This is a genomic window from Dactylosporangium sp. NPDC000244, assembly GCF_040300725.1.
Classification (GTDB): domain Bacteria; phylum Actinomycetota; class Actinomycetes; order Mycobacteriales; family Micromonosporaceae; genus Dactylosporangium.
This window is the reverse complement of the sequence record NZ_JBEPEH010000065.1, coordinates 36,100-50,680: the sequence shown is the minus strand read 5'-3', so window position 1 is coordinate 50,680 and position 14,581 is coordinate 36,100. Positions and strand designations below refer to the sequence as shown.

Genomic DNA, 14,581 nt, shown 5'->3' with positions numbered 1-14,581 from the left:
GCTCCTCAGCGGTCAGCTCCAGCACCGCCAACTTCGGACCACGACCGTCACCCATACCGTCAATCTATCAACGAATCAGCGACTCGGAGCACTAGGTGGCAGCGGGCACACAGGCCCGCGGCGACGCCGCGCTGGTCGCAGCCCGGGCAATTCTGCCACCGCCGCGGCGGCAGTCCGGCGTCGGCCGCCGTGCAGATGGCGCACCGCGGATCGTCCGCGGTGCCGCCGTGCATCGGCAGCACCTCGCCGCACCCGCCGCACCGGCGTAGCCGGGCGGTGCACGCCCGGCAGCGCAGGCGTCCGGTCAGCACCGACCGTTTACACGGCGCCGTCCGCCCGCACAACGCACAGACACCGACGGCGATCGGTCGTCAGGACGAGCACCTCGGTCCGTCAGCGGTGCGAACGCTAACCGCCCGGGTGCGGCCACACCCCTTGCACGGCTCGCCCCGGCCTGGCTCGCGGCGGCGGCACGTCGAGCAGATCGGCCGGCCTTCGGCGTCGCGGCCGTGCACCTCGCGGACCGGTCCGCAACGGATGCACGGCACGGCGCGAAGCTGGTCGCAGCGCGGGCAGATGCGCACCCCCTCGTACCACTTCTGCAGCCGCACCACCCGGCCGCAACGGGGGCAGGCCGGCCGGGCGGCACCCGCGACACCCGCCTCGATCAGCGAACTCACGAACCGTGGCACCGCCCACATGGCTGAGGCCGCACCGTCACCATGCAGCACCGCCGGACTGCCAACCGCGCACCGTAGGACTGGGTTTCCGCTGTTCCCAGACCCCGTCGTCGCCGATTCTCTCCGCGACCGGCTGATCGGCAACAGCAGACAACTTTGGGGCCGCTTCTCGTCGGTGGTGCTTGCACGGGGTTCGAGGCAAGCACTACCAAGGGATGACGACTCGTACGCCCCGCTTTGGCCACGGGAGCTCTCCTGCCCACGATCAGTCGATCGCACTTGTGGAGCTCCCGCCAGGGGGAGACGGCTCGGCGCCGGAGGTGCGACGCTACGCCATCTACAGCTCTAGGGTCTGTTCAATGTCGCGCAGCTGGTGGCGGGCCATGGCGAGATTCGCACGTCGCCTGTTCAAGGCCAGATACACGAACAGGTCGCGGCCTGCACGCCTGGCCAGTGGCCGAATCAGGTGGTACTGCTCGCCCAGTGTAATGAGGATGTCTTCAATGATGCTCTGCTCGCCAAGCATTTCCTGAGCGCGGAGCGTGGTCCGGACTACGTCGGAGTTGCCGGCCGCTGCGACGGTGAGGTCGAGGTCTCTGCCTCCGCCGGCGGTGCCGAGTGCCATTCCGCTGGTGCAATCGACGACGGCTGCACCGATCGCGCCTTCGATCTGCATTGCCGCTTTGAGGGCGACGTCCAGGTCGGGCATGCTGAGCCTCCAGTCGCTGTGGCGCTGTCCTGGGCAGGACTAGTTGACCTTGCTCGCTGACGGTCGGTGGGCCAGTGTCACCTGCGAGCTAAAGCCCGCCGGCGGCACCTTGGCCCTGTGCGCAATCTCTATCGGTGTGCTTGGTGGGTTGCCGGACACGGTGGTGCTAGGCGGCGGCAAGCGTCGGATCTGTTGGTATATCAGCACGACTTGCCGCTATTCGCAACTGCTAACATTCCGAAGTACGCTGATGGGGGGCCTGGCCCGTGCCTTGCGGAACGTTGCCCGGCGTGCGCGAAGCGCGAGTCGCTGGTGCTGGCTCGCCATCCGGCGGTTCCAGGGCGCTGCATCGGCGGCGACGCGAGGCGCTCTACCTGCGCTCTCGTCGTGGGGCGGCTTGACGATGACTTGCTAGACTTCGTATCGGGTTGTACCGCTGCCCATGAACAAGCTGACGGTGGCCCGTTGGTCGGACCGCGTCCAAGCGCCGCGAAGGGGTGAATGTGGCAAGCCCGCCGCTGTATCAGCTGAAGGCCGAATTCTTCAAGACGCTGGCTCACCCTGCCCGCATCAGGGTGCTGGAATTGCTCAGTGAACGGGAACATGCAGTATCGGAGATGCTGCCCGAAGTCGGAATCGAGCCAGCGCACCTGTCGCAGCAACTGGCCGTGTTGCGTCGGGCCAACCTCGTCGTGTCCCGCAAGGAAGGCTCAACGGTTTTCTATGCCTTAACCAGCCCTGACGTGGCTGAGCTGCTCGCTGTGGCTCGGAAGATCCTGACAGGCGTTTTGTCTGGCCAGGCTGGACTGCTGGCAGATCTCCGCGCATCGGCCTCACTGCCTTCGACGAGGTAGTGGCGGTACGGAGCGCCCGGTATGCCCTGTGGCGCTCAAGGTGACGCAGGTCATCGCATCAGCCCCCGGGGCCTGTGTCGTCCGTATCGACCGTGTGGACCGAGAACTCGACCGCACGGTTATTTCGGCGCGTTGCGGCGACACAGCATCGCGCGTGAATCGACTGTCGGTGAGATTGCCATCCTCCGGCGGCTATGACTTCGCGTTGCCGCAGGAGGCGTGTCGATGCCACGCCCCTACGAGACATGGCTTCCTGTCAGCGGGTCTGATGCCTGCTCCGTCGCCGCGGCGGGCTGCCGCCGAAACGGCTGCGGCCTTATCGGCGCGCAGGTATCTGCCAACGGCTCGGCGTCAAGGTCCGATTGCGCCCGATCCGTTGCGCCGGTTGAGGTGCAGGGCGTTGCCCACCGGTACCTGGTGAAGCTGGTAAGGGCTTCACCGTCGTGGCCACCGAGGCCGGAACGACACTCCCACCGCTAGCACGGCATTCCACGACATCAGCGGCGTCATCACGCGCATCAGTGACTTCCAAGGCATGATCGCATCGGCGGTCGAGCAGTAGTCCGCAGCTGGCGAGATGCATCGCGGCGACGGGGGAAGCCGCCCTGGCGTCGGGGCTGTCGGCGAGGGTGTCGACGCGCTGGCCGCGGCCGCCGGCCGTTGAGAGCCACTGCGATTGGACTGTGCGCCGGCCCAGACGCCGGGAGAGCTTCAGGTTCTGATCTGCCCATGCCGTGGTCGCTTCGAGGAGATGCCGATGGCGGCGGTCCTCGTGCACCGCAAAGCAGGCAGTTAACGAATGTACAATATTCGCAACTGCTAAAGTCGTTGCTCGCGAAGCGGAGGGGCGGGGTGGGCGATGCTGGCGCGTGCGTTCTTGGTGGCTATGGTGCGGACAGCGGAGTCGGCGGTGTCGTTGCGAGATAGAGGGCCAGTTCCGTCAATGCACAGCAGGCCCGGTGCTGCCGAACCGTTAATGGTTGAACCGTCGGTGCTGCACCTGGCGCTGGCCGGCCACGGCGGGCTGTCGGTTCAGGTGCAGGCGGGCGGGTTCGACTGGTGACCGCTGAGACGCTCCGGATGGCCACTGCGCGGTTGACCGGTCTACTGCCGAAGCGGTCGGATTGGGAAGCGGTGCGACGTAGCCCGCGCGCCGATCTCGTTGCTGGGCTGACAGTGGCTGTGGTGGCGTTGCCTTTGGCGTTGGCTTTCGGTGTCACGTCTGGGCTCGGTGCGCAGGCCGGACTGGTCACTGCCGTGGTGGCTGGTGCGGTCGCCGCGGTGTTCGGGGGGTCGAACCTCCAAGTGTCCGGGCCGACCGGCGCGATGACCGTGGTGCTGGTGCCGGTGATTCAGCAGTTCGGCGCGGCTGGTGTGTTGATGGTTGGCGTGATGGCGGGTTTGGTGCTGCTCGGGTTGGCGGTGGCGCGCCTCGGTCGGTACGTGCGATATCTGCCCACGCCGGTGATCGAAGGCTTCACTGCGGGGATCGCGATTGTGATTGCCCTGCAGCAGGTGCCGGCGGCCTTGGGTGTCGCCGATGCGCATGGCGAGAAGGTATGGGCGGTCGCCGGTGACGCGCTGGCACGGTTCATCCACCACCCTCATGCTGCTTCCGTCGCGGTTGCCGTTGGTGTTGCGGCGGTGATGTTGCTCGGCGCGCGGTGGCGTCCCGGGGTGCCGTTCTCGCTGCTGGCGGTTGCGGCGGCAACCGCGCTGGCTGAGTGGGCACCGATTCGGCTGACGCGAATCGGTACCCTCCCGGCCGGATTGCCGGCGCCATCGTTGAAGTTTCTGGATCCCGCAGCTGTCGGGACGCTGTTGCCGTCCGCGTTGGCTGTCGCGGCCTTGGCCGCGCTGGAGAGCCTGCTGTCGGCGACAGTGGCTGACGGGATGAGCGTTGGTGAACGGCATGACCCAGACCGGGAACTCTTCGGCCAGGGATTGGCGAATCTGGCTGCCCCGGTGTTCGGCGGTATCCCGGCGACCGCCGCGATCGCCCGGACGGCGGTCAACGTCCGAGCCGGGGCGCGGTCGAAGCTGGCGTCACTCACCCACGCGGTGGCGCTCGCCGCGATCGTCTTGGCCGCAGCGCCGCTAGTGTCCCGGATTCCGCTTGCCGCCCTGGCCGGGGTGTTGCTGGCTACGACCGTGCGGATGGTCGAGGCCAGCGCCCTGATCGCCTTGGCCCGATCGACGCGCGGCGACGCTGTGGTGCTCGCCCTCACCTTGGTAGTGACGGTCGTCTTTGACCTGGTCACGGCCGTCTTGGTGGGCATCGGTGTGTCGGTTGTGCTCGCGCTGCGGGCGGTGGCACGTACTGCCCGGCTGGAGCAGGTTCCTTTGGAAGCTGGTGATCACAGCGCCGAAGAGCATCAACTGCTGGTGGAGCATATCGTCGCGTACCGCCTCGACGGTCCGCTTTTCTTCGCAGCCGCCCACCACTTCCTGATCGAACTGTCCGAGGTCGCCGACGTCCGTGTGGTGATCCTGCGGATGTCGCGGGTGTCCACGATTGACGCGACCGGCGCCCGCGTTCTGGGTGACGCCATCACCCGTCTGCAGCGGCGCGGGACCACCGTGCTGCTGTCAGGTATCGTGGCCGGCCACGACCAGGTACTTGCGACGCTGGGCGTCGCCGAGCAACTGCGCCGTGAAGGGTTGATCTTCCCGGATACGCCGTCCGCGATCAAATACGCCCGCACGCACCTCATCGGGCTGGCCTCCATTCGATGAGCCGATGGTCGGCGAGGCCAGCAGTACGGCCTTGAAGCTCCGGATGACTCAAATCTCAGGAGAAGATTCGCTTTCTAGTCGATGAGGGCCGAGGTTGGGAGCGGTACGAGCAGCTCGCCCAGGGCGGCGACGGCACCGGGTCATGACTGCCGCACCGTGGCGCGCGGGTCGCACCTGGCCCGGTAGAGCACCGCAGCGTGCCCAACGCGCCCGCACGTGTCCCCGGCCGAGCGCCTTCGTCCCTGTTGAGGACGATGACCTGGCACGAGGTGACGAGCGCGTCTGCCGTGATCTGTGATGCGTCGTTGAGCATCTGCACGAGCGGCGCGCCAGGTCCGGAAGCGTTGATGTACGCGAGAAAGCGCTCCGCTGTCGGGCTGCCGCCGCACGGGAGGTCGGGCGGAGCGGACGGCGCTGCATTTGACGCCGTACGGGCATGAGGCTCGGCGGCCCGGGTGTGACCCGATCGCATCGTGGCAGACCGTTGGGGCGGATCCGGCCAGCCGACGCATCCGCAAACGGCACGCCGGTCGTCGGCGACGAGCCCGGGGCGGCCGGCGCGCTGCTACCGGCCCGCTCCGTCCGGAGCTGCCGCGGGACTTCGCCGCCGAGCTCAGGGCGCGGTTCCAGACGCTGGAGCGCACGCCGCTGGTGTAGGCGAACTTCCCGCCCGCGTTGGTGCACCGCCCGCTCGGCCGGCGGTAGTCCCGGTGTGCCCCGGTATGGTTCACGAGGGTGGGTCGGCGGAGGTGTATGCGGGCAGCGGGAGCGGCTCGTCGCGCAGGTATGCGCGCAGCAGCGCGACGTACTCGTCTGGTTGACCGCTTTCGAGGTTGTGTCCGGTGTGTGGTAGGTACACCAGCGTCGCCTGCTGGAATGTGCGCCGGTACTCATATGTCTGCGCCCACGGCACGAAGTCGCATTCGCCGCGCATGATGAGGGCCGGCACCTGCAGCTGTCGCAACGCCGGCCGGGGGTCTGGCACGTGCGCGAAGTCCTCGACTGTCAGCTGATTGACGTAGTACCCCTGGTGGTTGTCGTGGACCTTCGCCGGTGGCCCCCCTGGGCAGTTGGCGGCGTCCTTGCCCAGCACCGCGACGGTGTGCAGCAGCGCGTCGGCCTCATCGTCGCCGACGAGGGCGTGCGCCGCGTTCGGGTTGACGGTCTGCAGGATCGACGCGGCGATGACACGCGGTGAGCTGAACAGGTCGTCGCGGCGCTTGCGCTGTTCTGCGGTGAGCCGGGCCCACGGGTCGCCGCCCCCGCCGTCCGGGTAGGCGCCCGGCCAGATGGGCCCGGGGGAGGTGAAGACGGCCCGCGCGACGTGCTGAGGGTGCGCTGCGAGGTATTGCGCGGCGAGCGAGCCGCCCCACGACTGTCCGATCAGTATGAGCCTGTCGGCGCTGAGCGTCACGCGGATCGCGTCGAGGTCGGCGACCTGCCGGGCAACGGTGTATCCGGTCACGTCGTCGAGCCGGGTGGAGCGGCCGGCGCCGAGCTGGTCGTAGGCGTACACCTCGAAGCCGTCGGCCGCGAGCGTTGTGCCGGCCGCGGGCATGCCTTCGCCAGGGGTGCCGGGGCCGCCGTGCAGGAAGATCACCGGCGCGGGCCGGGGCGCACCCGTGGCGGCGGCGTGGACGTAGGCGATGCGAGACCCGGTCGGCAGGTTCCAGAACCGCACGCCGGCAGGCGGCGCCGGGGCAGCGGGGTGCGGCCCGGGCCGGAACACGGTCACCGTGGCGAGCCCGCCGACGGCGACGGCCACGCCGGCCGCGAACAGGGTCGCCGCACGCCGCTGTCGCCGGCGTCCGAGGAGCGCGAACGCTGGCCGGGCCAGCAGGTAGGCGACGGCGGACAGGGCGACAAGCCCGGCCGCGCATAGCAGCGGGATCCAGGCGGTAGCGGCGGCGGTGGCGAAGAAGCCGGCGGCGCCCGCGGTCGCGGCGGCGACGACGGCCACGGACAGCAGCACGCCGCCGGCGCAACGGCGAAGCAAGGTACGGACCATGAGGATCATGTTGAGCGGCCGGCCGGGCGTTCTCGTCGTGCCCGCGGATGGGATGCCCGGGGCTGGCACCCCCTCTTTCGGCGGGGGCCGGCCCCCGCCGAAAGCCTGCCCGTACGCTCGATGCATGGGTCAGTGGGCGCCGGCGTGGCGCGACCTGCGAGCGCCGGCGGCGGTCGTCCTGGCGCAGGTGCTGTGGTGGCCGCTGGGGCCGTGGTGGTTCGGCGTCGCCCTGGACGCGCGCCCGCTCGCCGGGGTCTGTGCGGTCGCCGTGGTCGCGTTCGGTGCGCTGCTGTACCGGCACCGCGCGCCCGAGCTCGCGCTGCTGTGTGCCGTGCTCGCCACGGCGCTGAGCGCGGGCCTCGCCACGGTCGCGGTCGCCGGCCCGGTCGCGGTGGTGCTGACGTCGTACGGGCTCGTGGTGCACCGTACCGCGGTGGTCTCGGCGGTCGGCGTCGCGGCCGCGGTGCTCGGGCTGGCCGTGGCGGCGGCCTTGCACGGTGCCTCGCTGCGGGCGACCGCCGGTGCCGCGCTGTTGCTCGGCGCCGTGGGCGGCGCGGTGTGGGCGGTCGGGCGGCTGGGGCGGCGGATCCGCGTCGACCGGGACGCGGCGGCGGCCTTCCGGTCGGCTTCGGACGCACTCGGGCCGTTCGCGGCGGCGGAGGAACGCCGTCGACTCGCCGCCGAACTGCACGACGTGGCCGCGCACCGCCTGACCGCGATCGTCGTGTCTGCCGGTGCGGCGCTGCGTCTCGCGGACCCGGCGCTGCGGAAGGAGGCGGTCGAGCACGCGGTGCACGCCGGGCGGCAGGCCGTCGAGGACCTGGACCGCCTGGTCGTGCTAACGGAGCCGGACCACGAGGCCGGCATCGCGGCAATCGACGCGCTGGTGGCCCGACACCCGTCGGTCCGGTACGAGCACACCGCGGCGGCCCTGTCGCCGGACGTCGCGGGCCTGGCGTACCGGATCGTCCGCGAGGCGCTGACCAACATCATGCGGTATGCCGAGGGCGCCGCGACGACGGTCCGGATCGCGGCCAGCGAGGGCTGGGTGAGCGTCGACGTGCTCGACGGCGGCGGCGCCTCGGCCGCCGGTGACCTCGGCGCCGGGCGAGGCCTCGCCGGGCTGCGCGCCCGCGTCGAGGCGGTCGGCGGGCGCCTGGAGGCTGGACCGGCCGGACCGGGCTGGCGGGTCCATGCGCGGCTACCGACCCGCTCGGACCCGGCACCGGGCGCCCCGGCGTTGCACGTGGCCGGCGGGGTGATCCGGGACCGTGCGCTGGTCGTCCTCGCGCTCGGCCTGTCGATGGGTGCGGTGCTGTTGCCGAGCGGGGACGACCCGGATCCGCTGGCCGCGCCCGTGCCGGGGATGCTGCTGGTCGCGCTGCTGACCCTGCGCGCGCTGCCGCTGGCGTGGCGTCGGCTCGCGCCCGGCCACGCGCTGAGCGCGGCGCTGGCGATCCTGCTCGCCTGGCTGGGGTGTACCGCGGCGGGGTGGACCCGGCGGGACCCGGCCGAGACGTTCCTGTGGTGCTGGTGGGTCGAGCTCGCGCTGGTGTACGCAGTGGCTGCCTATCGGCCCGCGAACCGCTACGCGCTCGGTGCGCCGCTGGCGGTGGCCGCCGTCGGCGGCGTAGCGCTGGGCGCCGGCCCGGACATCACGGGGAACCGCATCGCGGCCGCGGCCGTGCTGGCGGCCATCCTCGGGGCTCCGTTGATGGTCACGTGGCTGGTGGGGAGGTTTGTGGCGGCGCGTCGGTCGCGGCAAGCCGCAGCCGAGCAGCGCGAACGGGAGGCTCTGCTGCGCCGGGCGGAGAGCGCCGCGCGGCACGAGCGGTTCCGCATCGGGGATGGGCTGCGCCGCAGCGCACGTGGGCACGCGCTGTCGGCGGTCGCCGCGGCCGAGGCCGGCCGGCTGGACGAGGTCGCCAAAGAGGCCCGCGCCGGCCTGCATGCGCTCCGGAAGCTTCTTCAAGGGCTGCCGGAGGACTCGCCTGATCCACCACCGGCGGTGGCCGCTCTGGCCGACCTGGCGGCGCGGCGCCGGTCCTCGCTGCGCTACCTTGGCGCGCCCCGCCCACTGCCGGCGCCGCTGGAGGTGGTCGCGCACCGTGCCGGCGAGGCGCTCATCACTGACGGTGCGACGGTCGTCGTGACGTACGCCAACAACGGCCTCGGCATGGAGGTTCGCCGCCGTCCGCCCCCGGGCCGCGACCTGATGCGGCCGCTGCGGCACCTGGTGGACGCCGCCGGCGGTTCCGTGACGCTCGACACCGACCGCACGACGGTCCGCGTCTGGTTGCCGGAGACGCTGCGATGATCCGCGTGATCGTTGCCGACGACCAGACGGTGGTGCGGGCCGGCATCGCCGCGATCCTCGACGCCGAGCCCGACATGACCGTCGTCGGGCAGGCCGCCGACGGCGAGGCTGCTGCCGCGATCGCCGCGTCCACCGCCCCCGACGTGGCCATCCTCGACGTGCGGATGCCCGGCACCGACGGTCTCGCGGCCGCCGAGCTGATCGGCCGACGACAGCCGGCGACCAGGATCGTCATGCTGACGACGTTCGGGCTGGATGAGTACGTGTTCGCGGCCCTGCGCGCCGGTGCCGCCGGGTTCCTGCTCAAGGATGCGGAGGCGGCTAAGGTCGTGGAAGCGGTCCGGGTCGTCGCCGCGGGCGAGGCCATCCTCGACCCCGGTGTCACGCGTCGGCTCATCGACCGCTTCGCGACCGGCCCCGGCCCGGCCGACGCCGAGCGCCTGCGCGGGCTGACCGCACGCGAGACGCAGGTGCTGCATCAGGTGGCCCGCGGGCTCTCGAACGCCGAAATCGCGGCGGCGCTCGGGATCAGCACGTCGACGGTCAAGGACCACGTTGCCGTCATCCTCAGCAAGCTCGGCGTGCGCGACCGGGTTCAGGCCACCATCGCAGCCTACGAGGCCGGGCTGATCCGTCCCGGGATCCGGTAGCGGACCGGGGGAGAGGAGGGTCGCCTGGCGCGCGGCGGCAGCCTGCGCCAAGCAAGCGCTTGGCGCAGGCTGGCCGCACGCGGTCCAGCACCAGGCCGCCCAGACCGGCTCCGGCGATCGTGACCGGTGAGGAACATGGCCTGCTCGTATTCGGTGAGCGCGGTTTGATGTCGTCGGGGTGCGCGGCGATGGCGTTGCCCAGTTCGGCGCCGTCGACCAGGGCTGGGTTGGCGCGTCGCCGTTGGGGGCCGCGAGGTGTGCGGCGTCGCCAAGTATCCCTCAGGACTGGGCGGCTGCCGAGCTCGAGCAGTTCATCCCCCAGCAACCTCACTCGCCGTCGTCGTCGTCTCGTGTCCTGAGTCGTGAATTCGCGGCTATCTGTTGTCGTGTTCGGATGCCGAATCCGGTCGCTGCTGCTGCGGTGTTGTCCGATGCTGAGCGCGCGCAGTTGATGGCGTGGGCCCGCCGGTTGCGGACGGCGAATGGGTTGGTGATGCGGTCGCGGATCGTCCTGGCGGCGACTGACGGGTTGGGTAACACAGCGATCGCGCACGAGCTGGGGGTTGCGCTGTCCAGCGCTCGTAAGTTGCGGTCACGCCGGAGGGCGTGGATGCCGAGTTGGTGGGCCGGCTGGTCGAGCAGGCCCGTGCCGCGGGTCTGCAGCTGACCGGCGAAGGTGGTCTGTTGCAGCAGTTGACCAAGCGGGTGATCGAGGCCGCGCTGGACGGCGAAATCACTGACCACCCGGGCTATGACAAGCACGATCCGGCCGGGAAGAACGGCGGCAACTCCCGCAACGGGTCCCGGGCCAAGACGGTCCTGACCGGTGTCGGCGCGGTCGAGATCACCGTGCCGCGGGATGGTGACGGCAGCTTCGGTCCGGGAGCCCAGCCGGCTGGCCCGGGACTGGGCGGGCATCGCCAGCGGCGGCCACCGAGGACAGCGAATCCAATTGCGTGCTCGAAGCGACAGTGAAGGGCCATCAGCGTGGCCACCAGCATCCGACCAATTCTACAACGGTGGTTTGAGACCGTCCGCTTTGATGGTGTCCACTGTGGTCGGTGCGGATCTCGATGCGTGGGTGGCTGGGCTTGATGGGCTGTTTGCACAGGTGGCCGGCCGGTTTGGTCGGGTGGAGCCGCGTCGTCAGGCCAGGGCGTGTCTGACCGGGTTGTTGGCGCCGGCGGAGCGTAAGAACGGCTGGCAGTTGGCCGAGGCGGCCGGGGATACCACGCCGGACAAGATGCAGCGGCTGCTAAACGCAGCTCGTTGGGACCCGGATGGGGTCCGCGATGATCTGCGCGCGTACGTGGTCGAGCATCTGGGTGACCCTGGCGGGGTGCTGATCGTGGACGAGACCGGATTCGTCAAGCAGGGCAACAGATCCGCCGGTGTCCAGCGGCAGTACTCGGGAACGGCGGGGCGGGTGGAGAACTGTCGGCTGGCCGTCTTCTGTGCCTATGCCACCGTGAATGGCTGGGCGTTGATCGACCGGGAGTTGTACCTGCCCAAGTCCTGGACTGATGATCGGCCGAGGATGGACGATGCCGAGGTTCCGGCCGAGTACGAGTTCGCCACCAAGCCGGTGCTCGCCGCCCGGATGTTGGGCCGGGCGTTGGATGCCGACACACCAGCTGCGTGGAGGTGACCGCGGATGAGGCGTCCGGGCGCGACTCGAAGTTCCGCCGGTTCCTGGGACTGCGTGGGATCGGCTACGTGGTGGCCATTCCACGGAGCCAGTCGATCCACACCGGATCGGGTACTGCTCGCGCCGACACCCTCGTCGCGGGCGCTCCCGAGCAGGCGTGGAAGCGCCTGTCCGCTGGTGAGGGCTCGAAGGGGCAACCGCCCAGTCGCACCGCGAGTCGGACGACGCCACCCTGCCGGCGCAGAGCCCGGCCGGCGTGGCCAGACCCGAGGTCCTTTCACTCCGTCGCCACAGCTGCGCTGTTTCCAGGCCGGGACGGGCGCGGCGGCGGCGAGGACGTCGGCGCGGGCGCTGCCGCGTTCGGTCGGGATCTTCTGGTTGCTCGGCACGGCAAGGACGTAGCTGACGTGGCGCTGCTGGAGCCACAGCCGGAATTTGCCGTCCTTGCCCGTAGGCCTCGTCGGCGGTGACTCACTTCGCGGGCGGGCCGGCATCCAGTGTGCGGGCGAGCATCCGTAGCCCCAGCGCCGGCTTGGTCGCGAAGCGGACCTCGTCGCCGATCCTGGCCTCACGGCGGCGTTCTTGGTTGTCGCACCAGGTGCGAGGCAGGTACAGCTCCCGGTCCAGCAGTACTCGGCCGTGCGGGCTGGCGTAGGCCAGGAACACGCCGAGCTGGCAGTTCTCGACCCGGCCAGCGGTGCCGGAATACTGCCTCTGGACGCCGGCGGACTTGCTGCCCTTCTTGATGAACCCGGTCTCGTCGACGATCAGCACCCCATCGGGGTCGCCGACCTGACCGGCCACATACCCGCGCAGGTCGTCGCGGACCGTGTCGGCGTCCCAGCGGGCCGCGTTGAGCAGCCGCTGCATCTTGTCCGGAGTCCGGTCACCGGCCGCCTCGGCCAGGGTCCAGCCGTTCTTGTCCGCCAGCGGCGATAGCAACCCGAGCAGATAGCTTCGGGCCTGCCGACGTGGCTCCACCCGACCGAACCTAGGCGCCAGGACCGCCATGAGATCATCACGCCGACATCCAGCCGGGTACCGCGTCGACCGACACGAGCGGCAGTCTACATAGGACGATCAACACTCGTGGCGTGACCCGGATCAAGCACCAAAACCGTTGCTGAGCAGGCAAGACGTCAAGCACGGAAGTCCGGCTGGAGTACTAGACGATCTATTCCAAGGGGTATGGGGCTGCGAACGAAGGCGAGGGCCTCCAGGATCGACGTTGCTGAGCAACGAGACCATGGAGGCCACGTGCACGTCGATCTGGACACCCTCGCCACCGCACTCTACGTGAAGATCGACGACGAACTGAAGGCTTCACCCGAGCTCAGCCCGTACCGGCCGAAGATCGGCATCACGCCACAGATCACCGATGCCGAACTGATCACCGTCGCAGTCCTGCAGGTTCTCCTCGGCCACGACAACGAGAACCGCTGGCTGCGCCGGGCCCGCAAAGACATCGGGCATCTCTTCCCGTACCTACCCAAACAGCCCGGCTACAACAAACGCCTCCGCGCCCTCGGCCACCAACTCACCCACCTCATCGCCATCCTCGCCGCGGACACCGACCTGTGGCAGCACCCGATCCGCATCGCCGACTCCACCCCCGTGCAGTGCGGCACCTCCCGCGAAACCGTCAAACGCTCCGACCTCGCCGGCTGGGCCGGCTACGGCTACTGCGCCTCCCACTCCCGACTGTTCTGGGGACTGCGCCTGCACCTCGTCACCACCGTCCACGGCCTGCCCGTCGCGTTCGCCCTCACCAACCCAAAGACCGACGAACGTGACGTCCTCATCGATCTGATCTCGTTGCAGCCAAACATGTTCCACCACCCCGATGGACTGATCCTGGTCGTGGACAAGGGCTACCGCGACCGGATCACCGAAACCTGGCTCAACGACAACAACATCGACGTCGTCCGACCCGCATACCACACCGAACCGCCACGCCCCGGCCGGACACTCCTGCGCACCGTCCGGCAGAACATCGAGTCCGTCAACCAAACCCTCAAAGGCCAACTCGACCTCGAACGCCACGGCGGGCGGACCCCCGCCGGCGTCGCTATCCGCGTGCTGCAACGCGTCCTGGCCATGACCGCCGCGATCTGGCACAACTGGCACACCGGCCAACCGACCATGCGATCTCTGATCGCCTACGACCACTAAGAGTTCCTAACAAAGTCGGACAACGTGTCGGTACGTGATGATGCAGGTGGCGAGGCCGAGGAAGGCTTCGTGGATGTCGTCGCGGCGTTCCCAGCGGATGCGGAGTCGTTTCATGCCGTGGTACCAGGCGATGGTGCGTTCGACGACCCACCGGTAGACGCCGAGTCCGGAGCCGTGGGGTGTGCCGCGGCGGGCGATGCGGGGCTTGATGCCTTTGGCGTGTACGGCTCGGCGGTACTTGTCGTGGTCGTAGGCGCGGTCGGCGAACACCTCGTCGGGGCGTTGGCGGGGCCGACCGCGGCGGCCTCGGACCGGTGGGATCTTGTCGATCAGGGGCAGGAGTTGGGTGACGTCGTTGCGGTTGCCGCCGGTCAAGGAGATGGCCAGGGGGATGCCGGCGCCCCCGGTCAGGAGGTGGTGCTTCGAGCCCGCGCGGGCGCGGTCGACCGGGCTCGGACCGCTTTTGGGCCGCGGCGAGCGGCGCGGACGTGGGAGGAGTCGATGACGGCTCGGGACCAGTCCAGCTTCCCCGCGCCCTGCAGTTCGGCGAGCAGGAGTTCGTGCAACTGCTGCCAGACCCCGGCGCGGTTCCACTCCTCCAGACGCCGCCAGCAGGTCATTCCGGAGCCGAAGCCAAGCTCTTGGGGCAGGAACTCCCACTGGATCCCGGTGTGCAGCACGAACAAGATCCCGGACAACACCTGCCGATCCGGGATCCGGTTCCGACCGGGACGCCGCGGATCGCGTGGGACATGTCTGGGCAGCAACGGCTCGATCCGCTGCCACAACCCATCTGGCACGATCCAC

Annotated in this window: 10 protein-coding genes and 1 pseudogene; 7 read left to right on the top strand and 4 right to left on the bottom strand. The window is 69.8% G+C overall.

The window, feature by feature from the left end; all coding sequences use genetic code 11:
- Window positions 1-1,017: 1,017 nt before the first annotated feature.
- Entirely contained in the window at window positions 1,018-1,389 is a 372-nt protein-coding gene (locus tag ABT369_RS53940) for a hypothetical protein (protein WP_350625832.1), read from the bottom strand.
- A 503-nt stretch (window positions 1,390-1,892) separates the two neighbouring features.
- Between ABT369_RS53940 and ABT369_RS53935 the strand changes: the two genes are divergently transcribed.
- Window positions 1,893-2,243: an ArsR/SmtB family transcription factor gene (locus ABT369_RS53935; protein WP_350625830.1), complete on the top strand. Its 351-nt coding sequence runs from the start codon at window positions 1,893-1,895 to the stop codon at window positions 2,241-2,243.
- 1,080 nt (window positions 2,244-3,323) lie between these two features.
- A complete protein-coding gene (locus ABT369_RS53930; protein WP_350625839.1) occupies window positions 3,324-4,979 on the top strand; it encodes a SulP family inorganic anion transporter in 1,656 nt (551 codons plus the stop codon).
- A 727-nt stretch (window positions 4,980-5,706) separates the two neighbouring features.
- On the opposite strand, the gene ABT369_RS53925 is transcribed toward ABT369_RS53930, so the two are convergent.
- Entirely contained in the window at window positions 5,707-6,987 is a 1,281-nt protein-coding gene (locus ABT369_RS53925) for an alpha/beta fold hydrolase (RefSeq protein ID WP_350625828.1), read from the bottom strand.
- Window positions 6,988-7,111: 124 nt separating this feature from the next.
- On the opposite strand from ABT369_RS53925, the gene ABT369_RS53920 reads away from it, so the two are divergent.
- From ABT369_RS53920 to ABT369_RS53905, 4 genes and pseudogenes are all read left to right on the top strand, one after another.
- The gene (locus ABT369_RS53920) at window positions 7,112-9,304 is read left to right on the top strand and encodes a histidine kinase (protein ID WP_350625826.1); all 2,193 of its coding nucleotides are present in this window, start codon (window positions 7,112-7,114) and stop codon (window positions 9,302-9,304) included.
- The gene (locus ABT369_RS53915; protein ID WP_350625824.1) at window positions 9,301-9,954 is read left to right on the top strand and encodes a response regulator; all 654 of its coding nucleotides are present in this window, start codon (window positions 9,301-9,303) and stop codon (window positions 9,952-9,954) included. Before ABT369_RS53920 ends, ABT369_RS53915 begins: the two co-directional genes overlap by 4 nt.
- 606 nt (window positions 9,955-10,560) lie before the next feature.
- Window positions 10,561-10,836, top strand: a pseudogene (locus ABT369_RS53910) (transposase); the annotation flags it as partial.
- Between the two features lie 160 nt (window positions 10,837-10,996).
- Window positions 10,997-11,602, top strand: coding sequence for an IS701 family transposase (locus ABT369_RS53905; protein ID WP_502891946.1), 606 nt, complete (start codon window positions 10,997-10,999; stop codon window positions 11,600-11,602).
- A gap of 471 nt (window positions 11,603-12,073) precedes the next feature.
- Here the strand turns inward: ABT369_RS53905 and ABT369_RS53900 are convergent, their stop codons facing one another.
- Window positions 12,074-12,583: an IS701 family transposase gene (locus ABT369_RS53900; protein WP_502891945.1), complete on the bottom strand. Its 510-nt coding sequence runs from the start codon at window positions 12,581-12,583 to the stop codon at window positions 12,074-12,076.
- Between the two features lie 276 nt (window positions 12,584-12,859).
- On the opposite strand from ABT369_RS53900, the gene ABT369_RS53895 reads away from it, so the two are divergent.
- Window positions 12,860-13,774 carry an IS982 family transposase gene (locus ABT369_RS53895; protein ID WP_350625822.1) on the top strand — a complete coding sequence of 305 codons (915 nt, stop codon included), beginning with the start codon at window positions 12,860-12,862 and terminating at the stop codon, window positions 13,772-13,774.
- A 6-nt stretch (window positions 13,775-13,780) separates the two neighbouring features.
- Here the strand turns inward: ABT369_RS53895 and ABT369_RS53890 are convergent.
- Window positions 13,781-14,577 (bottom strand): IS5 family transposase gene (locus tag ABT369_RS53890; RefSeq protein WP_350625837.1). Its coding sequence is split into 2 segments (ribosomal slippage): window positions 13,781-14,241 and window positions 14,241-14,577, totalling 798 coding nucleotides; the frame shifts between segments, so codons are not numbered across the junction.
- Between the last annotated feature and the right edge of the window lie 4 nt (window positions 14,578-14,581).